General features: G+C 67.2%; 27 protein-coding genes. 14 read left to right on the forward strand and 13 right to left on the reverse strand.

From position 1 onward, the window contains the following. Window positions 1–51 precede the first annotated feature (51 nt). Complete coding sequence (locus tag RC2_RS12130) at window positions 52–594, reverse strand: hypothetical protein (protein WP_068149764.1); 543 nt, start codon at window positions 592–594, stop codon at window positions 52–54. 169 nt (window positions 595–763) lie between these two features. On the opposite strand from RC2_RS12130, the gene RC2_RS12135 reads away from it, so the two are divergent. From RC2_RS12135 to RC2_RS12150, 4 genes are all read left to right on the forward strand, one after another. Then, complete coding sequence (locus tag RC2_RS12135; RefSeq protein WP_068149826.1) at window positions 764–1,375, forward strand: DedA family protein; 612 nt, start codon at window positions 764–766, stop codon at window positions 1,373–1,375. Window positions 1,376–1,552: 177 nt separating this feature from the next. Further along, window positions 1,553–1,909 (forward strand): hypothetical protein, encoded by a 357-nt coding sequence (locus RC2_RS12140; protein WP_245811087.1) that lies wholly within the window; start codon window positions 1,553–1,555, stop codon window positions 1,907–1,909. 10 nt (window positions 1,910–1,919) lie between these two features. After that, window positions 1,920–2,678 (forward strand): lysophospholipid acyltransferase family protein, encoded by a 759-nt coding sequence (locus RC2_RS12145; RefSeq protein WP_082895581.1) that lies wholly within the window; start codon window positions 1,920–1,922, stop codon window positions 2,676–2,678. Window positions 2,679–2,729: 51 nt separating this feature from the next. Then, window positions 2,730–3,533 (forward strand): hypothetical protein, encoded by an 804-nt coding sequence (locus RC2_RS12150; protein ID WP_139277352.1) that lies wholly within the window; start codon window positions 2,730–2,732, stop codon window positions 3,531–3,533. Here RC2_RS12150 and RC2_RS18680 read toward each other — a convergent pair. The 3 genes from RC2_RS18680 to RC2_RS18685 form a co-directional block, all read right to left on the reverse strand. Continuing rightward, window positions 3,518–4,186 carry a hypothetical protein gene (locus tag RC2_RS18680; protein ID WP_139277353.1) on the reverse strand — a complete coding sequence of 223 codons (669 nt, stop codon included), beginning with the start codon at window positions 4,184–4,186 and terminating at the stop codon, window positions 3,518–3,520. The genes RC2_RS12150 and RC2_RS18680 overlap by 16 nt on opposite strands. Before the next feature lie 651 nt (window positions 4,187–4,837). Next, window positions 4,838–5,383: a DUF2716 domain-containing protein gene (locus RC2_RS12165; RefSeq protein WP_068149748.1), complete on the reverse strand. Its 546-nt coding sequence runs from the start codon at window positions 5,381–5,383 to the stop codon at window positions 4,838–4,840. A 39-nt stretch (window positions 5,384–5,422) separates the two neighbouring features. Next, complete coding sequence (locus RC2_RS18685; RefSeq protein WP_139277354.1) at window positions 5,423–6,694, reverse strand: hypothetical protein; 1,272 nt, start codon at window positions 6,692–6,694, stop codon at window positions 5,423–5,425. A 202-nt stretch (window positions 6,695–6,896) separates the two neighbouring features. On the opposite strand from RC2_RS18685, the gene RC2_RS18950 reads away from it, so the two are divergent. Then, on the forward strand, window positions 6,897–7,073 hold the full coding sequence (locus tag RC2_RS18950) for a hypothetical protein (RefSeq protein WP_156509750.1): 177 nt from the start codon (window positions 6,897–6,899) through the stop codon (window positions 7,071–7,073). Continuing rightward, entirely contained in the window at window positions 7,070–8,071 is a 1,002-nt protein-coding gene (locus RC2_RS19020; protein ID WP_068149741.1) for a hypothetical protein, read from the forward strand. The genes RC2_RS18950 and RC2_RS19020 overlap by 4 nt, the downstream gene beginning before the upstream one ends. A gap of 332 nt (window positions 8,072–8,403) precedes the next feature. On the opposite strand, the gene RC2_RS12180 is transcribed toward RC2_RS19020, so the two are convergent. From RC2_RS12180 to RC2_RS12200, 5 genes are read right to left on the reverse strand one after another with little or no spacing between them, the layout of a single operon-like run. Further along, on the reverse strand, window positions 8,404–9,165 hold the full coding sequence (locus RC2_RS12180) for a hypothetical protein (protein ID WP_072681418.1): 762 nt from the start codon (window positions 9,163–9,165) through the stop codon (window positions 8,404–8,406). A 54-nt stretch (window positions 9,166–9,219) separates the two neighbouring features. Continuing rightward, window positions 9,220–9,759: a hypothetical protein gene (locus RC2_RS12185; RefSeq protein WP_068149737.1), complete on the reverse strand. Its 540-nt coding sequence runs from the start codon at window positions 9,757–9,759 to the stop codon at window positions 9,220–9,222. A gap of 9 nt (window positions 9,760–9,768) precedes the next feature. Then, a complete protein-coding gene (locus tag RC2_RS12190) occupies window positions 9,769–10,893 on the reverse strand; it encodes a PIN domain-containing protein (RefSeq protein ID WP_068149735.1) in 1,125 nt (374 codons plus the stop codon). 49 nt (window positions 10,894–10,942) lie between these two features. After that, on the reverse strand, window positions 10,943–12,442 hold the full coding sequence (locus RC2_RS12195) for a hypothetical protein (RefSeq protein WP_068149733.1): 1,500 nt from the start codon (window positions 12,440–12,442) through the stop codon (window positions 10,943–10,945). Beyond that, window positions 12,439–13,614 carry a hypothetical protein gene (locus RC2_RS12200; RefSeq protein ID WP_139277355.1) on the reverse strand — a complete coding sequence of 392 codons (1,176 nt, stop codon included), beginning with the start codon at window positions 13,612–13,614 and terminating at the stop codon, window positions 12,439–12,441. The genes RC2_RS12195 and RC2_RS12200 overlap by 4 nt, the downstream gene beginning before the upstream one ends. A gap of 451 nt (window positions 13,615–14,065) precedes the next feature. Here RC2_RS12200 and RC2_RS19065 point away from each other — a divergent pair, with 451 nt between their 5' ends. Further along, on the forward strand, window positions 14,066–14,563 hold the full coding sequence (locus RC2_RS19065) for a hypothetical protein (RefSeq protein ID WP_211266809.1): 498 nt from the start codon (window positions 14,066–14,068) through the stop codon (window positions 14,561–14,563). Between the two features lie 23 nt (window positions 14,564–14,586). Here RC2_RS19065 and RC2_RS12210 read toward each other — a convergent pair whose 3' ends face one another. Next, window positions 14,587–15,063 carry a hypothetical protein gene (locus RC2_RS12210; RefSeq protein ID WP_082895579.1) on the reverse strand — a complete coding sequence of 159 codons (477 nt, stop codon included), beginning with the start codon at window positions 15,061–15,063 and terminating at the stop codon, window positions 14,587–14,589. A 212-nt stretch (window positions 15,064–15,275) separates the two neighbouring features. Between RC2_RS12210 and RC2_RS18695 the strand changes: the two genes are divergently transcribed. Together RC2_RS18695 and RC2_RS12220 are read left to right on the forward strand one after the other, a co-directional pair. Further along, window positions 15,276–15,995, forward strand: coding sequence for a hypothetical protein (locus RC2_RS18695; RefSeq protein ID WP_139277356.1), 720 nt, complete (start codon window positions 15,276–15,278; stop codon window positions 15,993–15,995). A gap of 44 nt (window positions 15,996–16,039) precedes the next feature. After that, window positions 16,040–16,612, forward strand: coding sequence for a hypothetical protein (locus tag RC2_RS12220; protein WP_139277357.1), 573 nt, complete (start codon window positions 16,040–16,042; stop codon window positions 16,610–16,612). Window positions 16,613–16,662: 50 nt separating this feature from the next. Here the strand turns inward: RC2_RS12220 and RC2_RS12225 are convergent, their stop codons facing one another. The 3 genes from RC2_RS12225 to RC2_RS12235 all read right to left on the reverse strand — a co-directional run bounded on the left by RC2_RS12225 (window position 16,663) and on the right by RC2_RS12235 (window position 18,453). Continuing rightward, complete coding sequence (locus RC2_RS12225; protein ID WP_139277358.1) at window positions 16,663–17,091, reverse strand: hypothetical protein; 429 nt, start codon at window positions 17,089–17,091, stop codon at window positions 16,663–16,665. Window positions 17,092–17,385: 294 nt separating this feature from the next. Next, on the reverse strand, window positions 17,386–17,835 hold the full coding sequence (locus RC2_RS12230) for a hypothetical protein (RefSeq protein ID WP_068149720.1): 450 nt from the start codon (window positions 17,833–17,835) through the stop codon (window positions 17,386–17,388). A gap of 174 nt (window positions 17,836–18,009) precedes the next feature. Beyond that, window positions 18,010–18,453 (reverse strand): hypothetical protein, encoded by a 444-nt coding sequence (locus RC2_RS12235; protein ID WP_068149717.1) that lies wholly within the window; start codon window positions 18,451–18,453, stop codon window positions 18,010–18,012. A 134-nt stretch (window positions 18,454–18,587) separates the two neighbouring features. Here RC2_RS12235 and RC2_RS12240 point away from each other — a divergent pair, with 134 nt between their 5' ends. The 5 genes from RC2_RS12240 to RC2_RS12260 all read left to right on the forward strand — a co-directional run bounded on the left by RC2_RS12240 (window position 18,588) and on the right by RC2_RS12260 (window position 22,295). After that, on the forward strand, window positions 18,588–18,875 hold the full coding sequence (locus RC2_RS12240) for a transposase (protein WP_068151775.1): 288 nt from the start codon (window positions 18,588–18,590) through the stop codon (window positions 18,873–18,875). Window positions 18,876–18,923: 48 nt separating this feature from the next. Next, window positions 18,924–19,505: an IS3 family transposase gene (locus RC2_RS12245; protein ID WP_139277359.1), complete on the forward strand. Its 582-nt coding sequence runs from the start codon at window positions 18,924–18,926 to the stop codon at window positions 19,503–19,505. 149 nt (window positions 19,506–19,654) lie between these two features. Then, window positions 19,655–21,172 (forward strand): IS21 family transposase, encoded by a 1,518-nt coding sequence (istA, locus tag RC2_RS12250; RefSeq protein WP_072681473.1) that lies wholly within the window; start codon window positions 19,655–19,657, stop codon window positions 21,170–21,172. Next, window positions 21,169–21,954 carry an IS21-like element helper ATPase IstB gene (istB, locus tag RC2_RS12255; RefSeq protein WP_068148754.1) on the forward strand — a complete coding sequence of 262 codons (786 nt, stop codon included), beginning with the start codon at window positions 21,169–21,171 and terminating at the stop codon, window positions 21,952–21,954. The genes istA and istB overlap by 4 nt, the downstream gene beginning before the upstream one ends. A 104-nt stretch (window positions 21,955–22,058) precedes the next feature. Then, complete coding sequence (locus RC2_RS12260) at window positions 22,059–22,295, forward strand: integrase core domain-containing protein (RefSeq protein ID WP_083529684.1); 237 nt, start codon at window positions 22,059–22,061, stop codon at window positions 22,293–22,295. Window positions 22,296–22,365: the final 70 nt, after the last annotated feature.

Raw genomic sequence — 22,365 nt, forward strand, 5'->3', positions numbered from 1 at the left:
CCCTTCTGCGCGACGGCCACGTGCGCCACAGTCGACGGAACTCCCGCGCCCTCAGGGAAGAAGCGCGTCGACGAACCCCAAGACGACGGTGGCCACCGACAGGCCGCCCGTCCCGAATGCTGCAGCGACGCAGACCGCGACGAGGACGTCGTCCCTCGTGGGTATCGGCGGCTCGATTGATCGCGTCATGAACCGGAACGGGACGGCCCACGTGATCTCGATGCCGTCGTGCGTTCGGGTCAGCTCGCCGAAGCAGTTCTCGCCGGTGTCCGACGTGCCGTCGAGCAGTCGGCTGTCAGTGAGAGTGCGCGCCGCGAGAGTAAGGACGCGCCCGTCGATCTCGAAGCCGACGCGATAGGTCCGCTTCGACAGTCGGGCGCGCCCCGGAGACAGCGGGACGTCACGGCCGTCGAGAACCGCCTGGAGGGCCGACTCGTCGCGGGTCCCGATCGGGGAGTTCCTACTCCTCTTACCGGTGCGCGTGATCGAGACCTCCGTACTCGGCTCGTCCGTGTACGTGGCGACGATCGCGGAGTCGCGGTAGGTCAACTCGATGTCGCCGAACAGGTGCGTCTCCACGAGGACTGTCCGCACGTGTCCGGGCCTTCCCCTGGGCGACGCTCGAGCCGACTCTGCAGGGAGGCGACACCCTCAGGCTACCGAGCAGCTGGACAGCGCCCAACGCCCGTTGACCTTCGATCGACGAGTTGCGACGATCACGGCATTCGGTCCTGTGGAGGTGTGCGGTGGGCGGCCCGACGTGATGGACTGGCTCGACGCCGCAGAGGCACTCGTGCTCTCCCCGTGGCTCTACGTGATCCTCGTCGTCGTGTCGTTCCTGGACTCGTTCCTGCCCGCGATTCCCAGCGAACCGTTCCTTGTCGTGGCCGGAGTCGCAGCGGCCAACGGCGATGCCAACGTGACGCTCGTCATCGTCGCGACCGCGGTCGGAGCGTTCGGCGGGGACCTCGTGCCCTACTTCGTGGGGCGTGCGCTCGCCGCGCCCGTGTTGCGACGCCTGCCACCCGGCACGCGTCGTCGCCGGTCTCTCGACTGGATCGGAGCCCAGCTCGCCGAACGCCCCGGCCTGATCCTCGTCACGTCGAGATACGTTCCGGTCGGGCGGTATTTCGTGACGCTGAGCGCCGGAATCAGCTCGCTGCCCTGGCGCACCTTCGGTCCGTACACCGCGATCGCAGTGGTCACCTGGAGCATCTACATCGTCATGGCCGGTTACCTGGGTGGACAAGCGTTGCAGGACAACATGATCCTGGCTGTCCTCGTGGGCCTCACGGTCGCGCTGGCCGTCACGCCGCTCACGCAGCTGGTCCTGCGGCGCACCGTCGGCGACCCGGCGCAGTCGCCGCAGGAGTGAGGCGTCCGGGCGCCCGAGTTCACGGTCCCGAGCAGCCGGCGAGGCCGATCGGGCGCCAAACGGCCCGTTGTTGCCGCTATGCTCACTTCTGAGGACATCGTCAGATAGGTGTTCGAAACGCAGCGTCGACGAGGGGGGCTCATGGCAGTCAGGTCGGACCGGGGGACAGGACGGCGCTTGCCCGAGGCAGTCGGGCTGGCCCGCGCAGCCATCGGCATCGCGCACATGGTGGCCCCGACCCGTGCGAACGAACTGCTCGCCGGCACCGACGCCGCGACCCCCACGACGCGAGCCGCGGCACGCACCTTCGGGATCCGCGAGATCTACATCGGCGGCGGGCTGTTCGCCGCGACCTCCTATGCCCCTCGTGTCGTGCGCACGCTGCTGCGCGCCGGCGTGGCGGTCGACGTCTGGGATACCGCGGCATTCGCGCTCACGGCGGACCTGCCTCGTCGCACGCGCGTCGCCGGATGCCTGATCGCCGGAGGGTTCGTCGTCGCCGGCATCGCCGCCGAGACACAGTTGGACCGATAGCGGGACTGTCGTGAACACCATCGCCCGGATGCTGCGCTCGGCGTCCATCACGACCCTGCGGCTCTACAACCGCCTGAGCGTGTCGATTGCCGAGCCGATCCCGGACAGGCCGGTGCTGTTCGTCGCCAACCACGGATTCGGCGGGATCGTCGACCTCAACGTCTTCGCTTTCGCCGCCGCGTACGACGAGATGGGGATCGACCGAAGCCTGATCACCCTGACCCACCAGATCGCCTGGACTCTGCACGCGGAGAGGCTGATCGAGCCGTTCGGCGCTCGGCCCGCGAACAAGGACACCGCCCTGAAAGCGTTCGCCGAGGGCAGCAACGTCCTGGTCTTCCCCGGCGGAGACGTCGACGCATTGAAGGCCTGGTCGAATCGCAACGACATCGTGTTCTCGGGCCGTACGGGATTCGCTCGCCTGGCCCTCGAAGCGCAGGTGCCCGTCGTGCCCGTGGTCACCGCCGGGGCGGGCGAATCGCTGTTGGTGATCGCCGGCGGCAAGCGACTGGCCAAGGCCACCCGCGTCGACAAGCTCCTTCGCCTCAAGGCGCTGCCGCTCTCGGTGTCCATTCCCTGGGGCGTGAATCTCGGACTCGTCGGGCTGCTCCCCTATTTCCCGTTGCCCACCAAGCTCGACACCTCGGTTCTCGCTCCCATGACCGCTCGGCCGGACGAGTCGGCGGAGGACTTCGCCGACCGAGTCGTCACCGTGATGCAGGCCGAGCTGGACAGGCTGACGTCCGGGCGCAAGCCCGTGATCGGTTGACGCACTGGGCGTCTCGACAGAGCGATCGCTCCCCGAACCAACGGGGACGTCGTGGACTCGGGCGGCGACGTTCCCGGCAGCATCACCGTCGATTCGCATGTGAGCAGCGCGTGTGATGCCACTGATCAGCGTGTAACCCATGATGGAGCCATGCTGAAACAGGGCGTCGGGTTCGGCGTAGTGGGGATGATCGCCGGTGTTCTGGGGTCCGCTTTGTCGGGGGCCGCTCTGTCCCCGGGCGGATCCCGAGGCTACGTGGTGGTGGGAACCGCAGGCTTCGCCGGTGATTCGCTCCCGTGGGGCATCTATTCGCTCATCGGTGCAGCCCTTGTGGGGTTTCTGGTCGGGGCCGTGCTGGGGTCGGCCTTGCACGTCCTCGGAATGAGGGTGTCAGGGGATCCGATCGTCCGAGCCGGGTCTGTCGCCGCAGTCGGCGTCCTGGGCGTATCGGTGGGCTTGGCGCCGGCGTTGATCGTGGTCGGCTCCGCGTTCGCGGGTGCCTCGTGGGTCGAGGGCATCGCGACCGAATACGCGACGTTGCCGTTGTACGCGTTCTCCGCGGTGTTGGCGTGGGCATCGACGGTCGTGGCGGTTCGGTTGTTGATGACACGGTGGCGCGACGCGTGGTCGGCCCGCACGGTCAGAGCGACAGCGGTGGCCGCCCCGGTCGGCGGCGTGGGTGCGACGGCCTCGGGGGTGGCGGCGGCCTGGTACCTCGGTTTCGACACGTCGGCACCGACCTGGGTCGTGGTGGTCCTCGTGGTCGCCGTCGTTCTGGCGCTCTCTTTCGGTATCGCCAGGCGGTGGGCGGTGACCGGGTCGGCCCCCGACCTACCTCATCAGGTCGCACCGTGATGACGCCGGAGTAGAAGACTCACCCGTCCGGCGGCGATGAACGCGGCGACGACGGCGCAGCCAAAGCATCCGTACACGAGCACCGTCAGGCCCCAGCCTGGTGCGATCGAGGTGAATTCGCCTGTGTACGAGCTGACGCCGCGGCACGTGAACTCCAGCGGCCACCATGACCGCTCGTCCTCGACCGGGTACGGCGCGATTTCCCAATTCGGACCTCGGTAGCCGAAATGCCGAGGGAATGCCTCGCGGCAGCCGAGTTGGTTGTTCCAGCGGTAGCTACTCAGCGTTAGCGCGAGAGCGCCCACCACCGTCCCGATCCATGCTGCGGCGGTGCAGTTCGAGATGGTCGCGTCGCGCAGGCGGATCGAACCGACCGACATGACCACGAGTACGGCAAGGACGACAATGGCACCACGACTCCAGCGTTCCAGCGTTCGACATTCGGCAACGGCGGCCGGGGTGAGAGTGACAGGACCGAACCCGAACGAGGCCGTGCGTCGGTCGTAGCAGGAAACATGCTCGATGCGGCCTGCGCATAGAGCTCGCGGGCGTCGTCTTGATGGCGTTGACGGGCGGTCGCTGTGGTCTCGGTTCTGCGTGCCCGTCACGTGAAAGTGCGGGCGAAGGACCGGCTGGACGGTGGTTGTCTTCATGCTGTCGGTATCAGGGCCGCTGTTGTGGTTCGCGGTGGGTCAACGCTATCCCTATGGCGTCAACGGGAAGTTGCGACAATGACATTCGCCGGACAGCGGGGCAGAATCTTCCCGGAACCGCTCGTAGTCCGTTCGGCCGACGGAGTACGCCCTCACGCGCCGGAATGCTCCAGCAGTGTCGTACCGTAGCGGACTGGACAGCGGCGGCCGGCGGTGTCGGCACGAACCCAGCAACCTCGCGCGTCAGGGTCGGTAGTGTGATTCCCGTGCCGTCGACCGTCCTCGCCGAGTCCGGCCTGAGTGAATGTCACCTCAGCCCGGACTGCGTCGAGTCTTTCAATCAATTCTTCGTAGATGTCGCCGTCGGTATCGTCGTCATCTCGGCGTGGTTCATCGTGGGAGCGTTCGTCTCGATCGCGGCACAGGGTCGCCTGACGGGGTCGACAAAAGCGTTCGCTGTCGCGTCCGCGTGGGTCCTGCCCGTCGTCGGATCGGCGGTGTACGTCATGCTCCGGAGGCGTCGGAGCACCCGGCATCCCCCCGCTCCCGCATCCGATGGGCGAAGTGCGGACCGGCCTGGGTAAACCCTCCGATGAACCTGCGTGCTGGAAGCCGCACGGGCGGCGGGTCGTCCACGAGCAGGGGAATGTCTTACTGGGTGCGCCCGTCGACCCGAAGGACCGGCAGCCACGTCGACAGCGTGACGGCCAGTGTGCCCACCAGTCTCGGACCGAACACACACAACGACTGCTCCCACGGGTGGCCGAACGTCCCCTCGCTGAAGTCGGGCAGCACGAAGGTGTAGTAATCGCCGTCCGGGTAAACCGGCACCCTCCACACGGCGTCAGGGGCAGACGCATGCTCGGACAGGTCGAGGCGGTAACCAGGATGCTGCCAATCCAGCACCACGACTTCGGGAGTATCCGCGATGCCGAGCAAGCAGCGGACAGTCTCCGCGTTGATCGCCTCCATGCGCGCAGCCCACATCGCGGGCACGAGGGTCGCGTCGAGCCGGAGGTCGAACGTGACCGACGGTGCCGGCTCGGTGATCGCCGGCCAGTCGTCGGCGTGCAGTCCGGGTCGAAGCTCGCCGAGCGCGGCTCGGAACCGAGACCACGCCTCGTCCAGTTGCTCGCGGTCGAGGAAATCCCACCCGGGCGGCAGAGGTTCACCGTGGTCGTAGGTGCGGGGCGTCATGGGCTCGATAGTGACGCACCGCCCTGTTGTCGGGCCCCGTCACCGTTCGACCGCGCGCGCCGCGCGGCGACCGATCACGAATGCGACCGACGCTGCCGTCACACACGCCAGCGCAGCAAGAGTGATCGCACCCGGACTTGCCGGGATGAGCGCGCCCGCACTGGGGAGTTCGCTTGGTTCATCGGTGACCCACATCAGCTCTCCGCTCGGCCGCCTCCCCAATGCCGAAAAACCAAGTACCGCAACCATCACCGGCAGCAGAATCCCCAGGGCCTTGACAGAGGGGTCCGACACCGGCGTCGACAGGAAGGAAAAGGCGGCGGCCGCAGGGAGAACCGCGGCGTAGGCGATCGTCGAGACGGGGTTGTCCCAGAAAAGTCCGGAAACGGACACTGCCGCCAGCGCGCAGCACCCCGGCACCGTCGACGGGATTCGGCGGGCCAGAACGACCCCAGAAGCAATCCCCACCAGAGCAAGCGGTGCCAACCACCACCCACTCCAGATCACGTCGTTGACTGTGGTGGCACCGACCGCCAAGCCGGCGCAAAGGAAGCGACCGTCTCGACCGGACCGGAGCGCGACAACGGCCACTACCGCCACCGTGACGGCGACGGCGACTACCCACCGACCTGCCGACGATGCGCTGTCACCGAACGACACGTACACACCCCAGATGACGACCGCTGCAATCGGTGCGACGGCCCACCGCGATACTGACGGCCGTGTAGGCAACGGCGGCAACGACCTCGACGAAGCCAGAACCACCACACCGACCAGAACGAGCACCGCGATCGGAACCAGCGTGGTCGCTTCGCTGCCGCGAAGACTGATCGACCAGTCCCGCGGTGAACCGAGGTGCGCATCCGCTTCTCGCCGTGCGGGGTCCGCGGACGCCGCACCGAGAACCAGAGCGGTCAGAGCGGATCGTTCCGATCCAGCAGCGGACACCGCGAAACTCAGGAGCAGACCCGCCGCGACCCCCGTCGTCGTCGGCGCCAAACCCGTGGGCACCGAGACCACCGACGGCGCCGCAAGCACCGTGAGTCCGACAACAGCGCCGACAACCGGGGCAGCCCGGTTACCCCCGCTGAACCGGATTGCTACCACGGCCACCACGAGGGCAACGCCCGCAGCCCACGACGGATTCAAGAACAGGTCGGACCAATTGTTGCCGAACGCGTATTCGGAGCGAGTGGCGGTCTCGGCCTGGTACAGGTCGATCGGCCAGGCATTGCTCAAAGCCCATACGGCCACCAGTGCAGTTCCGGCAGTTGCACTGAAGCGGAGAAGGATTGGGAACGAGAACGACACGTGGTCACCCTACGGCCCCGTGTCTCGTCAGCGCGACGTCATTCATTGGAGCCCGTTCGTGCGCGGATCGACGGTGATGTAGAAGCCCGCTGCACAATGGGACGGCCAGCAGAGGCTCACCCGCCCGTGGATTCCGAGCCAGAGCAGGGACCGCACTGTCGTTCACGTGCGCATACCCCGGCTCGCGCTTACGGTCATCACCATGGGCAATCCGCGCACCGCCGCCATCGGTCTGTACGTACTGGCCGTGATCGTGCGCGTCCTGACGTGGTCGGGGACCTCAGCGGCCCAACGCAGCGCTGACGTCGTCCTGCTTCTCCTGGCCGGCGCCGTCGTCGCGGCGATACTCTCCGTCGGGTACCGAAAGGGTGAATCGTGACCGAATGGGTGGAAGTCCTGCGCGCACTCACCACACCGAACGACGCACCGCTGCACGGGACCATCCGAGAAGACCCCGGTTCCCAGCGTGACCCGGTCACGTTCAAGACCGCCGGGTACCGGTCGATGTTCGTCCGGGCTGTCGACGACTGCATCGTCTGGCTCCACGGTCCCGCAATGCGCGTGGAGTACGACGGTGACCCCGTGTTCATTACCGACGGCACCACCGCCTGGGACTTCACCCCCGATCCGCAGCGCCCACTGGTGGGGCCGACGGATCGGGTGCACTACTTCGGTAAGAATCAGTTCCTGATCAAGCGACGCACGGCCGCGGAATGGGCCGGTGACGACTTCACCAGACCGACCGGGCCCATCACCGAGGAGACGTTCCTCGACCGTCGATGTTGGACAGTCGAACTGGCCCCGCCCGAACGCAAGCCGCACCCGATGCGCATCTGGGTCGACATCGAGACGGGCCGAATACTCGGCTACCGGGTCGACGCGGTCGGCGTGGGCGCGCACTATGTCGACCTGACGGTCGGCCGGCCTATCGATTCCTCGATGTTCGCCTGGAGTGGTCTCACACAGACGCAACGAGAGCGCCAGGACGAACTCCGTCGCCGCAGCGACGACGTGAAGAGACGTCAGGCGGAGTGGTTTGCGGACACCGTGACCGCCGAACCCCTCGTCGCGCCCGTCCCTGTCGACTTCACCCCCGCCACCGTGCCGGTTGCGGACAAAGCAACAGGCGCATTCGAGGGGCACAACGAGCACACCATGCTCGCCCGGAACCCACGGTCCCCCGACGGGAGCTGGGCACCCAGATGGGGCCCGCTGCACTACGTGTGGTCCACACCCGACTGGGACTGGGCGGCCGCGATGAACGAGGTCGACATCGACGACGACACCGTGCACGCGTTGCAGAACATCCTCCACCCGGGCGTCCCCGTCGACCGCCAGCGACGCATCGATCCACCCCGCCGCGGCCGAGTCGATTGATTCTCCCGATCAGCCCCAACGAGCTACCGTTCGCCTTGTCCGGGCCGAGGGACCTGCCCACCAGCGTTCCCAGAGGAACCTCGATCTCGCCGACGCCGCGAGTGCCCAGCCCACGACAAGGCGTGGCCGCATTGCCGGCACCACACGCAGCACCGACGGCCGCCACTGAGTCGTCCTCTGAGTTGAACGCTCCGGGCCATACGTGAGCACGCCGGTTTCGACACGTCAGCATCGACGTGGGCAGCGGCGTTCGTCCTGGCCACCGTTGATTCTCGCGGCATTCTTCGCTGTCGCTAGGCGGCGGGCGAAGATGCTCCTGGCTTCGATCGACGTCACTGGCTCGCGCTGCGGCGACGTCGCACGACGACACTCACCCGTCTTGCAGCGATGAACGCGGCGACGACTGCGCACCCGAAACACCCGTACACGAGCACCGTCAGATTCCAGCCGGGTTCGATCGAAACGAATTCTCTTGTGTAAACGCTGACGCCGCGGCAGGAGAACCCCAGCGGCCACCATGACCGCTCGTCCTGAACCGGGTACGGTGCCATCTCCCAATTCGGACCTCGATAGCCGAAATGCCGAGGGAATGCCTCGCGGCAGCCGAGCTGGTTGTTCCAGCGGTAGCTACTCAGCGTTAGCGCGAGAGCGCCCACCACCGTCCCGATCCATGCTGCGGCAGTGCAGTTCGAGACGGTCGCGTCGCGCAGGCGGAACGAGGTGACCGACATGACGAGGAGTGCAACGAGGACGATCAACGGAACCACGATCACAGCGTGCCAGCAGTCGGCACCCGCCACGATGCCCGGGGCGCCAGCGGAGACGCCTGTCTGACACCGTTCTTTCGCTCGCAGCACCTCCACCACTGCTCGACCGGCGGTCTCCCACTGATCGGCGTGGCCTGTGGGCTCGGCTCGCAATTGCGCCAGGGCGACGGCGACCGGCCCGGTGGTGATCCCCGTGCGAATCACCACCGCGTTCGGTGAGGTAGCGACCATCTCGTCATCGGACTGCGCCCACGACGTATCGGCATCGGAAGCCGCCAGAAAGAACTGATGGTAATCAGCCTCGACTTCCGGGCTCAGGTATGCCACGGATTCGACGCCCACAGCCGTCGTGGCATTGACCGTCGCACGTCCGCATCAGGGTCAGCGTTCGTGTGTGACCCGCTGCCCGACGGCAATCCGCCCTCGGGCGACAGAAGCTGAACTGTCCCGCATGAGCACCCGTAGGGGCACCTGCTTCCCGACGCCGCGTTCGTCGTTCGACGGTCCGCTGTCGGAACGGCGCCGAGTTTGCATGGCAGCGAGAATCGAGCCCAGCGCTGCGACCGCAACCACACTGAACCCGATGCGGCCCAGCACGATCAGTGATCCGACGCCGAGGAGCACCAGTGCTGCCACGCTTCCCCAGCGCGCGGCCGGGCGCGGCCACAGCGCCGGCATCACACACAGCAACGCAGCGCCCACGACGACCGCTATCGCACCCCACCCGACGATGTCGAAAGTGGACATCATGCAGGTGGCGGTGGCGTCGATGATCTCGCACGAGCTCACCTGGTACTCGCGAATCGACCCGGCGACGACACCCACCGCGGCGACAATGGCCACGATCGAGGCCAGCACCAACCACGCCCACCGCGCCGGCGCCCCGTCAGGTGACCTCTCGCCGTGCATCACCGCTGTCATCGCCTCAGCCTAAGCCGGTGGCTGGTCGTCCTCGACCCAGTCGAGCCGCTCCCCGTCGGACTCACTCACCCACAGGCGGACATCGTCGGCGACGATCCTCGCCGCGTCGGTGAACCAGTATGTCTCGTCCGGCGCCCATCCGGCGATGACGCTCGCACAGTCGTCGTCGACCGGAATAGCCGTCGTCGCAGCGGAGAGGTATCCCGTCGTGGTGAGGTGGACACCGTCGTACACCTCGGCCACCCGTAGCCAGTCCGGGATGACCCACCGGCCCGACCGACCGGTGGTGCGGTACCACTCGTGCCGCTTCTGCGCCGTCACCTCGAGGGGGAATCGCCGGCACAACTGCGCCCACGCCTGTGGGCCGTCGACCTCGAACACCCGAGCACCCTCCGCGACGGTGACGCGCCGCGACACGGCTCGCGCCGGGTCCGAGCCGTCCTCGACGAACCACAACCCCGCAGGCGTCCCATCGGCCAACAGGCGAGACGAACACAGCGTCGGCGGGTTGGACCACCACTCACCCCCGACGCTGGCTGTGGGATCTAAGGGCCGTTCCCGCGCCGCGCGCTCCTCCTCCACTGCGGTACGAATGGACCACTCGGACAACACCTCTGCCGCCGGCCGCCCCACCGCGGAATCGTCGAGAAGGCCCGCGTCACCGAAGCTCCGCCCCACCGCCCACTGCTCCGTGAGCACCGCATCGGACGACCACCACTCGGTCCACGGCGACTGCGCGACGTGCTCGGCGACCCGCCGCAGCGCTCCCCGCACGGCTTCGGTCGCGGCGAGAACGTCCGCACCATCCGGTTCCTGCCAGTACTGCGCAAAGTCCATCGACAACTCCATCGTCTGCCGCACCGCTTTCGCGGTGACCTCCGGCAGCACCACGCGGGAGAGTCGGTCCGCGACCTCCTCGGCGGTCACCACCGTCCGCCGCGCCTCCTCCGCACCGGGACCGAACATCACCACCCCGGAGCCCCGATCGACGTCGAGGCGATACGCCGCCAGGAACACCGCCGTGTGAAACGAGTTCTGCGACTGCATCCCCGACAGCCGGTCCGCAGTGAGCGCGTATTCCAGCAAGAGCCGCCGACCACGCGGACCCGCCAACAACGTCTCGACCACACTCATCGGTTCACCTTCTCAGACAGGTGGCGACGGCGACCCACCTATGACCGGGTCACTGGAGTCGCGCGGCGATGCTCGCCACGTCGATCACCTCGGGTTCGGCCATCACGGGGCTGTCCGTGCGGAACCGGCGGACCGCACGGTCGATGACGAACACCTCCCCGTCGGCGCCGGCCGCGACCCTCGGCGCGTGCGTCGAGACCGGCACACTCGTCACCGGCTCGAGGCCGGCCGGATCGTGCACGGTCAGCACCCATGACGGCCGCGTCGGATTCATGACCACAGGTCCCGGCAGAGGCCACGATTCGCCCGTCGTATTGCCCTGTAGCTGTCGACCCACGGTCCACGACACACCACCCGAGATACACCCTCCGAGTTGGCGCTTCGGGAATTCGCGCTCCTCGTGCACACTCAGATCCGGCTGCACCACTCCGACATCGGCACCACGGACCACGCGCAGTGGATCGCCCAACAGGAAGGGGTTGCCGTGTCCGCGCGGCAGCAACGGCACCGCGGGTCCGACCGTGCACTCCCCCGACGCCGACACCCGCACCACCCGCAGGGCCGACTCATCAGAACGAAGTACTACCGCGTAGGCGCCATCGCCCATCGGCGCCATCGAACTGACGTGGCCGGCGATGGCGGGAAGATCGACCGGTTCGCGGCCGGGCATGTACTGCCGCCACACCGCTGTGCCCGTGCATGCCACCAGACTCCCACCGGCCACGGCGCCGGCGACCACCGGCCGATCGTCCACCCGCACCGGATCCGCACCCTCGGTCACCCAGAACGTGCCGTCCTGGCCGGTGACCCAGCATCCCGACGGGGTCGCGTACACCCTCCGCTGTGTTCCGATCGCCCCCGGCAGCATCACGCGAGTCGCGCGGTCGTCTGCGTCGACGCGCAGCACCACCGGCAACGCGGAATCCACCAACCACACCACACCACCCGCGGCACTCACATCGCCGGGCACCAGCGCCGGCCGAACCGGCAGCGCCGGAACATCGTCCAGATCCAGATCGACCACGACACTGGTCTCCACGTCCGCGGTGTCGCCGTCCTGCAGTTCCTCCCCCGGCCCGAAAAACCGCGGCGCCGCGTCCACCTCCCGGAGCCGATGGAAACCGGGCACGGGATACCAACCCCCGGCGCCCCGGCGCTCGTACCGTTCGGACACCATCCGCACCCGCGTCACCCGGCCGCGGAACCGCCCCTTCGTGTCGTAGCCGAACGTCCCCCAGAACACCCCGGTGAGGTCGACCTGCCCGGTCCGCGGAACAGCACCCCGCCACGACGCCGTCCACCCGTCCCCACGCAGCAGCCCCGACCACTCCCACCGCCGCGGCGTTCCCTCGCCGGTGTACTGCCAGATCGGGGGCCGCTCCGACGGCACCAATTCCGCGCGCACACGGACCGCATGGGGGGCGTCGGCGGCGGTCTCGACGAACCGCAACGGCCCAGCCAGCACCTCGCCGCGGCGCGGCACCGCGATCTCCCCGTCGCCGATCACCGACGACTCGATCCGGATGACGATAGTGCGAGAACCGGTCACGACCGCTCACCGCTCACGGACTCGGTGTTCCCACCGGCGGGACTGTCGGGTTCCGGATCGTCATCGGTGTCAGGGGCTTCGGCGAACCAGGCACCGACGGTGATATCGGCCAACAGGGCCGCAGTCGCCCGGTCGTCCTCGGGCCGCGGCTGCACCCACACCGCCGTCCCGACCGCCGCATCACCGACGTCGACGGCGGTCGTCTCGTTGCCCGTGCGGCGCAGGACCCCGCGGCGCCCCGACATCCACTGGACACCGTCGGCGTCGGTCACCACGTCCGGCCGCCGACCACGTCGCCGCACCTCGAACACGGTCTGCCGATCGGTCACCTCCCGCAACGACTGCGTCGCGGGGTCGCACACCCACAACGCCACCGCATCGGCCGGCCAACGAATCAATCCGTGCCGTCGATCAGCCATTAGTCGATCCGACGTCGACCCGAACACGTACACGTGCCCGTCGACGAGGACACTCGGCTGACCGCCGCCGGCGCACACACGCTCGACGGTGACCGTATCGGCACCGTCGACGACGACGCGATGCACGTCGTGCATTCCGACGATCCAGCATCCGTCGTCAGCAGCGTGTACGCGGCGGGTGAAGTCGCCGCTCGGCTCCTCGATCGGCAACGGCAGCAGGAACTCTCGCACCGCCGGCGGATCCTGACGCGGGTCGATGCGCAGCACGGTCGGGTCCGATCGGTGCATCACCCACACCACCCCGGCACCGGCATCGACCGCCCCCGGGTCGAACGGAGTCCGATCTGTCGGAGGGTCGCCCAACTCGAGGTCGACGAGCACGCCGGTCACCCCGCGGTGGGGCAGGCCGTCGTTCGGGAAGGAGAACGGCTCGAACTCGACGGGAACCTCGTCCACCTCGGTCATCGACTCGGTACCACCGACTTCTCGCCGTCCACCACCCTCGAGCGGGTCCAGGCGGAGCTGCACCGACTGCAGGGACGACACCCGGCCGCTCACCGCGACCGGGCCGCCGGGGTCGTTACCCAGAGTCGCCACGAAGTATCCCTCGACCGCCACCCGACCGGAACGCGGCGCATCCGACCACCACCCGGCGCTCCACCCCTCGCCGTAGAGCAGATGCCACCAACGTCGCCTGCCGTCGCGGCTCTCGCGTGGCGCCATCCCGTACGCAGGTACCGCGAACGCAGTCACCCGACGGTTCAGTAGCGACGACGTTCCGGTGATCAGCTCGGCGAAGACCTCGACGTCATCACCGACGGACGCCCGAGGAAAGGACCCGTCTCCGATCACCCACCACGACACGAGAACGCGGAATGGTGGGAGTGGTGGCGAAGATGTTGCCGCTGACAAGGATTCGGACGGTACGGAGTCGTACATGTCGAAGCCCCGAGTAGTAGGAGGAACGCCGCACGACGGCGGCGGACTCGGGGTCACCTCCGACGAGGGTATCCCACCGGTACCGGCAACGACCAGAGATGAACCTCGTGCGAGCGGGACGTGGCCATATCGGATCATCGCTAACGCCGCCGTGCACGATCTTGGGCCGGCGTTCTCTTACTGCTTGACTACGGGAATGGTCCTGCAACTAGTGAAAGACCCCGCACCAGCCGCGTGGCTCACCCATTCTGGAATTGCGTGGGACGTGCTCGCGACGCTTGGGCCCCACACTCTGTTCCCCGCGCACGCCCGCCTGCGCTACATCCCCGACGACGGCGACGCCGCGAGACCGACGATTCCGCCACGTCCCCTCGGCGAGCAGGGCGACGGCCCCGTCGTCGCCGAGCTCTGCGACATACTGGCCGCGGACACCACCACGCCGCAATTCTGCTACTTCTGCCTGTGGGAGGGGTGGCCGGGAATCGATGAGACCATCACGCCGGGTCCACCCGTCGTAGCCATCCCCAATCGCACCTACCATCTGTTCTCCGGCCCGCTCAGCGACGTCGGACAGTGGTGCGCCCAGCCCACTCCCGACATGCCGCCGGCAGCGTTCATCTGGCCGGCCGACCGTGCCTGGTGTGTGGCATCGGACGTCGACCCGACGTGGGCCTACATCAGCGGATCCGAAGCGACGATCCCCCGGCTCGTCGCCCAGACCCGACTCGACATCGTCGCGGCCGACCCACCACGAACGCGTTGAATCAAGCGCGAGCGGGGCTTCACCTACTGACCGACCGTTGCCAGGGTCCCGATCGACACGTCGAGTCCAGACCGATCGCTCCACGTGGCGACACCACTCAGTGATCGCGGTGTGAGAAACCCGCCGCCGTCGGCGTGGGGCCAAGCGACGCCACACTCCGCCAGCGCCGTGGACACCAGGTCCGCCATCGAAAGCAAGATCGTTTCCTCATCGGCGTGCACTTGCGCGCCGGACCCGCTACCGAAGAAACCCGCTCGACCCATCGCCTCCGACGTGACCGCACTGTTGAGCCAAGCGAACCCACCGTCGGGGTCGTACTGCACCACCCACTCGACGTGAGTGACGCGGCCTGCGTACTGACGCACGTGCAGATCGGCGCCCAGCCGCCCGAGCGCACGGACCCACGCGGTAGGCATCTCCGAGGCAAAAATCCCGATCCCGCCGGACGATGTCCACGCCGCGCGCAGACGCGGCTCCAGGTTCGGAAAGAAGACGTTCACGCCTCCAGTTTGCTCACTGGCGGACGGGCTGTCTCGACCGCCTCGTTCACCGCGCCAAATCGATTCTTGCGCTGCGCTTTCGATGTCTGCGTCAGCGAATTCATTGGACTTCGTCTCGTTCTGCGGTTCACTGTGGGCCAGGTAACCTGCGCCACGGCGGCGTCGTCCGCTGTTTCCCCTCACGCGCAGGCTGACGTATGTGGTTGCAAGACGTGGAACGCAACGTCCTCGGCTGGTATCTGATGCGCCCGGAGATCACGATGGCCGACGCCGACGGCATGCGCCGAACAATGCCGACGCACCTCGACTACTTCGACGACTTCCTCTTCCCCGCAACAGCCATGGCGATCGGTGAAGGCGACGGGTACACCCTTGCGCGTGCGTGCCTGGACTACAGGTCGGTCGTGAAAGCCGAACTCGACAGCACACCGCCCCTCGTCCCGCCCGCTGTTGCTGCGGTCGTCTCGTACATCGTCGGGAGGTTCGAGAACCGTGTGCCCGGCGATCAGCGGGTTCGCCACCGCGGCAGTATCACTCGCACACAACTCGACCTCGCCGAGGAGATGTGGATGTCCTCGGTGACGGCTCTCATGCCGCAGGCGCGCGTGTACACAGCAAGATGCTCTCCGCTTGCATCGCCGACGGGTTCGTTCACGCCGTGGTGGGAGCCCACATCTCGTGCGATACCCCTGCAGCACCTGCACTCCGGCCCGGGTCCGGCCACGCCATCACCGTCCTCGACGACATCGACGCCGCTGTCCGCACCTGGGAGTCGTCGCCGATCGACCGGCCCGGCACCGAACGCACCATCCTCGCTGCAACACACACCGTCGGTTGGACTCGCTGAGGCTTACAGCATGTCCGCAGCGCAGCACCGGGCTCGGAAAATTCCGCGCGGGCCGGACGCCGATTGCCTCAAAATAGGGTTGTGACACATGTGCGAGTCCTCGTTCCAGCGGACTACATCATGGATGGGATGGCCCCCATCCCCACCGCGGGCGACCGCGTCGGCTACTGGCTTCGATTCCGCACGCAACACCCATCGGACAACCCCGAGATGATCACCACGGTCGTGGCCCGGGTCGAACCACTCCACGACGGGCGTCTGTCGGCGGAATGGACCGACCCCGGGGGCATCGAGCGCCCCAGGACCTATTCGATGCTCCTCGCCGGTGCAGGCTGGAGCGCGTACTTCACCGGGCCCGAGTTGCTCGACGGCGAACAGCGCTTGACCGGGATCTTCGAAGCGGACTGGTCGGCCATCCTCCCCGTCGCCGAGACCACCGCCACCGCTACCCGGGTTCGGCTCGTGACGCGGACCAGTTACCCCGATGCCGTCGGCAGACACGACGAATGGTCGGACCGCCTTGACCCCGTACCGGAAGGACAAACCGGGTTTCGACTCGGCCTGGAGCCAGTCGAACCACTACCCCCGGGGCAGTCCGGCTGGGTGGAAATGGCCCCGCCGCGACAAGGCCCCTGGGTCCGGGAGGCCGGCGTGCTCATCGACCTCGACACAAATGTCGACACCCCGGTCGAACCGCTCTGACCTACGTTCCTCTGGCTGCGTGTCGCTGACCCGGCCTACTCGTGAGTCGTTCACGCGGTGAGTCCACCGATGGGCGCGACCGACTCTCCAGTGCGCGGATCTCGCCACACTGCCTCGCCTTCGACCACGACCGGCAGCAACAGCCGCTTTTCTTCGATAGGCCACTGAACCCACGGCGGATATCCCGCGAGCTCGGTCTGCACGATGTCCGCGATAACGACCGTGGCTTCGGCGAGCGTGAGCTCAATGTGCAGGGCCACCGTGTACCGCTGCATCCCCAACTCGCGCACACCGTCCGCTTCGCCGCGGACGCGGCGCCGCGGGCGACGAGAATTCACGCCGAGCTGAACCGCTCCCGTCTCGTGCAGCGACAGCGTCCACTTGAGATGGTCGATGTCGAGCTCGGCCCCGTATCGTCGCCACCGCAGATCCGACCCCACCGCGTAACACGCGTCGACCATCTGCGTCGGCGCACCCAATCCAGACTCCGGCCGCACCGGCAGAGTCCACTCGTCGACGAACTCGAGATCAGGGATGGACACTTCGATCTGTCTACACCACAACGCGACTCCCGACGAGCGAGTCGTGCGCCTCCGGGTGTGCCCTCGCGTGCCGCCCGGCCCCGGGGGCTCCGCCACGACGTTTGATTCCGATGGACTAGACACTCAGCGCTGCAGAGTTATCTGGTGAATCGAGGGCGCGCCGGTCGCGGGACACCGCGACGACCGATACGGCTGTGCAGAAACCCGAGCGACCAATCGTCCACCTGGCCGCTAGGCGGAAAGTGCTGACTTCTTCTCGCGGCGGCCCTGCAGTGCGGCCAACCCGGCACCGACGAGCGCGACAGGAAACCCCACCATGAGCGAGTCGAGGTAGGACGTCTCGGTCACCCTCGTCAGCCCGAACAAGGCCAGTGCAACCAGGATTGCCACCGCCGACCACGCGACGCGTCGCGATGCCACCACTGCAGGCGCCAGACACGGAACCACGACCAGCGCAACGACACCCACGAGATTCCACCAACCGAGAACGTCGACTGCCCTGTCATCGCACCGATACGCAGCTCCGGTCTCACCGATCTTCGCGCACCCCATCGACACGGACATCATCGTTTCCGTCGAACCCGCCAACAGGCTCCAGCCACCCACCGCCACGGCAAGCACTATCCACGCGATCCGGAACACACTGTCGAGCGTAACCAGGTCAGGCGGTCCGACCGTCACCCGCACAGTCGAAAGGGAACTCGGAGAGCCGACGAATTGTCCAGTCACCGATCTCGTGTCGAGGCCGGCTCGGTCGGGAGGCGGATTCACCCTGCCGTCAGTGCAGGACGGATCCGCATGGTTGCCGGTTGCGCGGTCCGAGACCAGGCGGGGGTAGATGGGCTAGGGTGACCGTCATGCACTCGACACGTCGAAAGAATGCCGCCGCGCTCTGACGCCCACGACCGTCCGGCCGACGACCCACCGGACGCCGTCTCCCTCGCCGCACTCGTCGAAGCCCGGTACCGCCGCGACATCGCCGTCTACCGAGACCTGCTTGAGCACACCGCCGCCGATCATCGAGTCGCCGACCGCGGGAACCGCTGGCCGGCTCATGCACGGCTCGTCGAAGGACTCTCGCTCCTCGACCTCGACCTCCGGATACACCTCTTCCACACCCACCAGGACGGTGGTGACCTCGGCTCGTTCCCGCCCGGCACGAACGTCCTCGCTCTCCGCATCCATGTCCAGGCCTTCCCGGCGCAGTTGCCCACCCGCACAGCCGCGCGAGGCCAGTTGGTCGATGCCGTGTCCACCGTCGAAGCCGACGGTTGGGTTCGGGCCCTCCTCGGGAACCACTGGACGGACCACAGCTACGAGATGGTGCTACGCAAAGGCCAGGGCCCACCGACGCTGCGGGGCATAAGGAGCTTGACCCGGTTTCCCGGACACCTGATCTGTAGCGTTGCTGCTGCAGGAGAGGAGTCCGAGCTATGCCCGCTGCCCATCCCGAGGAGTTCCGCCGCCGGGCGGTCGACCTGACACGTCAGCCGGGGGCGAGTGTCATGCGCATCGCGTCCGACCTCGGCATCAGTGAGTCGTGTCTGCGCAGGTGGATGAAACTCGATGACGTCGATGCCGGCCGCGTCGACGGTCTGTCCACGAGCGAACGCGCCGAGCTGGCACAGTTGCGCCGAGACAAGAAGCGCCTCGAGACCGAGGTCGAGATCCTCAAACGCGCAAGCGCCTATTTCGCGCGGGAGAACATCCTCCCAAAATAGGTTTCCGGCTGGTCCACGAATTGGCTGCGGACGGCTTCCCCGCCCTAGGTGACCTGCCGGACCCTCGAGGTGTCGAGATCCGGATTCTACGACTGGCGACATCGACCACCGTCCGTACGTGATATGTCGGATGCACTGTTGGCCAACAGCATCCGTGATATCCACCAAGGCTCACGCGGGTGCTACGGCGCGCCGCGGGTCCACGCCGAACTCCGTCTCGGCGGTGGCATCTCGGTCGGACGCAAACGTGTCGCACGGGTGATGCGGCTACTCGGCGTTGCTGGTATCGGTGCCCGCCACAAGCGTCGCCACCGACCCGCACCAGCGGTGCACGACGATCTCGTCGCCCGCCGGTTCGTCGCCGAGCGGCCCGATCAGATCTGGTGCACCGACATCACAGAACACCCCACCGGCACGGGCAAGGTGTACTGCTGCGGGGTCCTCGACACGTTCTCCCGGCGCATCGTGGGGTGGTCGATCGCCGATCACATGCGTACCGACCTCGTCGTGGATGCACTGCAGATGGCACTGTGGCGCCGCCACCCCGATACCGGGACGATCATGCACTCGGACCGCGGATCTCAGTACACCAGCTGGGTTTTCGGCCAACGACTGTGTCCGTGGCCATGAAAAAGTCCCCACTGGTGGCCAGGTCGAGGTCCCCACTGGTGGCCATGTAGGAGTCCCCAGCCCGTGTTCGTCGTGTCGATCAGGAACTGCTGGCCCGAGCGGTGACGGTGAAGGTGCCAACCACACACCGCACCGCCCGGGGAGTTCCATTGAAGTCTGCGAAGGAACGCATGGACATCATTTCCGCTTACCGCGAAGTCGGGTCGTACCGAGCAGCCGCCGAGCTGTGCGGCACCACCCACAAGACCGTCAAACGCACCGTCGAGAAGTTCGAAGCCGACCAGTCCGGTGAGACGGCTCCACCGAAGGCCGACCGGGGACACAATTACGACGCCGTCACCGACTTGGTGACCGAGCGGGTCGCGAAGTCTCAGGGCCGGATCTCGGCGAAACGGATCCTGCCGATCGCCCGCACCGCCGGCTACCGCGGGTCGGACCGAAACTTCCGCCGGCTGGTCGCCGAGGAGAAGAAGCGGTGGCGCACCGATCATCACCGCGGCCGCCGACCGGCGGTGTGGGCACCGGGCGACTACCTGATCATCGACTGGGCCACCGTCGGTGGGTTGCACCTGTTCTGCGCGGTGATGGCGTACTCGCGGTGGCGGTTCGCCGCCTTCGCCACCGACGAGAAAGCCACCACCACAATGGCACTGATCGCCGAAGCGCTCGCTGCGGTCGGTGGTGTCCCGGCGAAGGTCCTCGCTGATCGGATGGGGTGCCTCAAGGGCGGTGTGGTGGCGAACGTGGTGATCCCGACCCCGGACTATGTCCGCTTCGCGACCCATTACGGGTTTGCACCGGACTTTTGCCACGCCAACGACCCACAATCGAAAGGGGTGGTGGAGAACCTCGTCGGGTTCGCCCAGCGTGATCTTGCGGTGCCGTTGCTCACCGAAGCCGCCGTCGCCGGCACCACCGTCGACGTTCATGCTGCGAACGCTGCCGCCACCGTGTGGTGCGCCGAAGTCAACGCGCGGATTCATTCGGAGATCTGCGCAATACCGAACGACAAGCTCGACACCGAGCGAAAGCTGCTGTCGCCGTTGCCGTCCCTACGACTCGAGATCGGACCACCGCCAGTGACCCGTAAGGTCGACCGGCTGTCCTGCGTGCGGTTCGCCTCGGCCCGTTACTCGGTCCCGAACCGCTTCATCGGCACGACCCTGACGGTGGCGCAGACCAGCGGACGGTTGGTGATCGTCGATCCCGACACAGGTGAGGTCGTCGCCGAACACGACCTCGCCCAACCGGGCACCGCGTCGGTGCTCGACGACCATTACGGCGGGGCACGCCCTGCACCCCATCGCGGTCCCCGGCCCAGAACCACAGTCGAGCACCAGTTCTGTGCCCTCGGACCCACTGCGGACCAGTTCCTGATCGGTGCGGCCGCGATCGGCAACACCAGACTCGCCTCCGAACTCGAGATCCTGCTCGCGCTCGGCGCAGCACACGGCACCGAGGCGTTGACGGCGGCATTGACCCGGGCGGTGGCGTTCCGGCGATTCCGTGCCGCCGACGTCCGGTCGATCCTCGCCGCCGGCGCCGGGGCACCGCAACCCCGCCCCGCAGGGGAGGCGCTGATCCTCGACCTACCGACGGCGCCGACCCGCTCGCTGGACGCGTACGCGATCCGCCCCTCCGCCGGTGATCAGCAGGTGCCGTCGTGACCGCAACCAAGACTGCTGTCCCACAGTCGGTCCCGGAACTCGCCCCCGATCTCGACGCGGGTTTACGTCGGCTCAAACTCGCCGCGATCCGCCGCACCGCACCCGAGGTGCTGATCACCGCGAAGACACAGCGCTGGACACCGGAGGAAGTCCTGCGGACCCTGATCGAATCCGAGCTCGCCGCCCGGGATGCGTCGAACATCGTCACCCGACTCAAGACGGCCGGGTTCCCGGTGACCAAAACGCTGGAGTCGTTCGACGTGGCGGCATCGTCGATCGAACCGAAGGTGTTCGACTACCTGGCCAGTCTGGAATGGGTTCGCACGCAATCGAATCTGGCGATGATCGGCCCCGCCGGGACCGGGAAGTCACACACCCTCATCGCCCTCGGTACCGCCGCCGTGCACGCCGGACACAAAGTCCGCTACTTCACCGCCGCCGACCTCGTCGACACGCTCTACCGCGGCCTCGCCGACAACACCGTCGGCAAGATCATCGAATCACTGCTGCGGGTCGACCTGATCATCATCGACGAGATGGGCTTCGCCCCACTCGACGACACCGGCACCCAACTGCTGTTCCGCCTCGTCGCCGGTGCCTACGAACGCCGATCCTTGGCCATCGGATCGCACTGGCCGTTCGAACAATGGGGACGATTTCTCCCCGAACACACCACCGCCGCATCCATCCTCGACCGACTGCTTCACCATGCCACCATCGTCGTCACCGACGGCGAGTCCTACCGCATGAAAGACGCACAGCACCGAAAGGGCCGCCCCTGAACAACCGGAAACATCAACACGGGCCCGGGGACTTTCACCTGGCCGCCAGCGGGGACTTCATCCTGGCCGTTGACAGACTGCGCACGGCAGGACTGCTCGGGTCGATGGGTCGGGTGGCCTCGAGCGTCGACAACACGATGATGGAATCGTTCTGGTCGACGATGCAACGCGAGCTGCTCGACACCCGATCATGGGACACCCGAGATCAGCTCGCCTCCGCGATCTTCGAATGGATCGAAGCCTGGTACAACCCGCACCGCCGGCACTCCGGGATCGGCTACTCCTCGCCAGTGGACTACGAACACGCCTACCATCGACGGGTCACCCTAGACGTGGCCTGAACACCCAACCCGAACTGTCCGGGAAACCGGGTCAAGCTCCGACGTACTGGTGGGGACCGTGCGATGCAGG

This window comes from Rhodococcoides corynebacterioides NBRC 14404, assembly GCF_001894765.1.
Taxonomy (GTDB): Bacteria; Actinomycetota; Actinomycetes; order Mycobacteriales; family Mycobacteriaceae; genus Rhodococcoides; species Rhodococcoides corynebacterioides.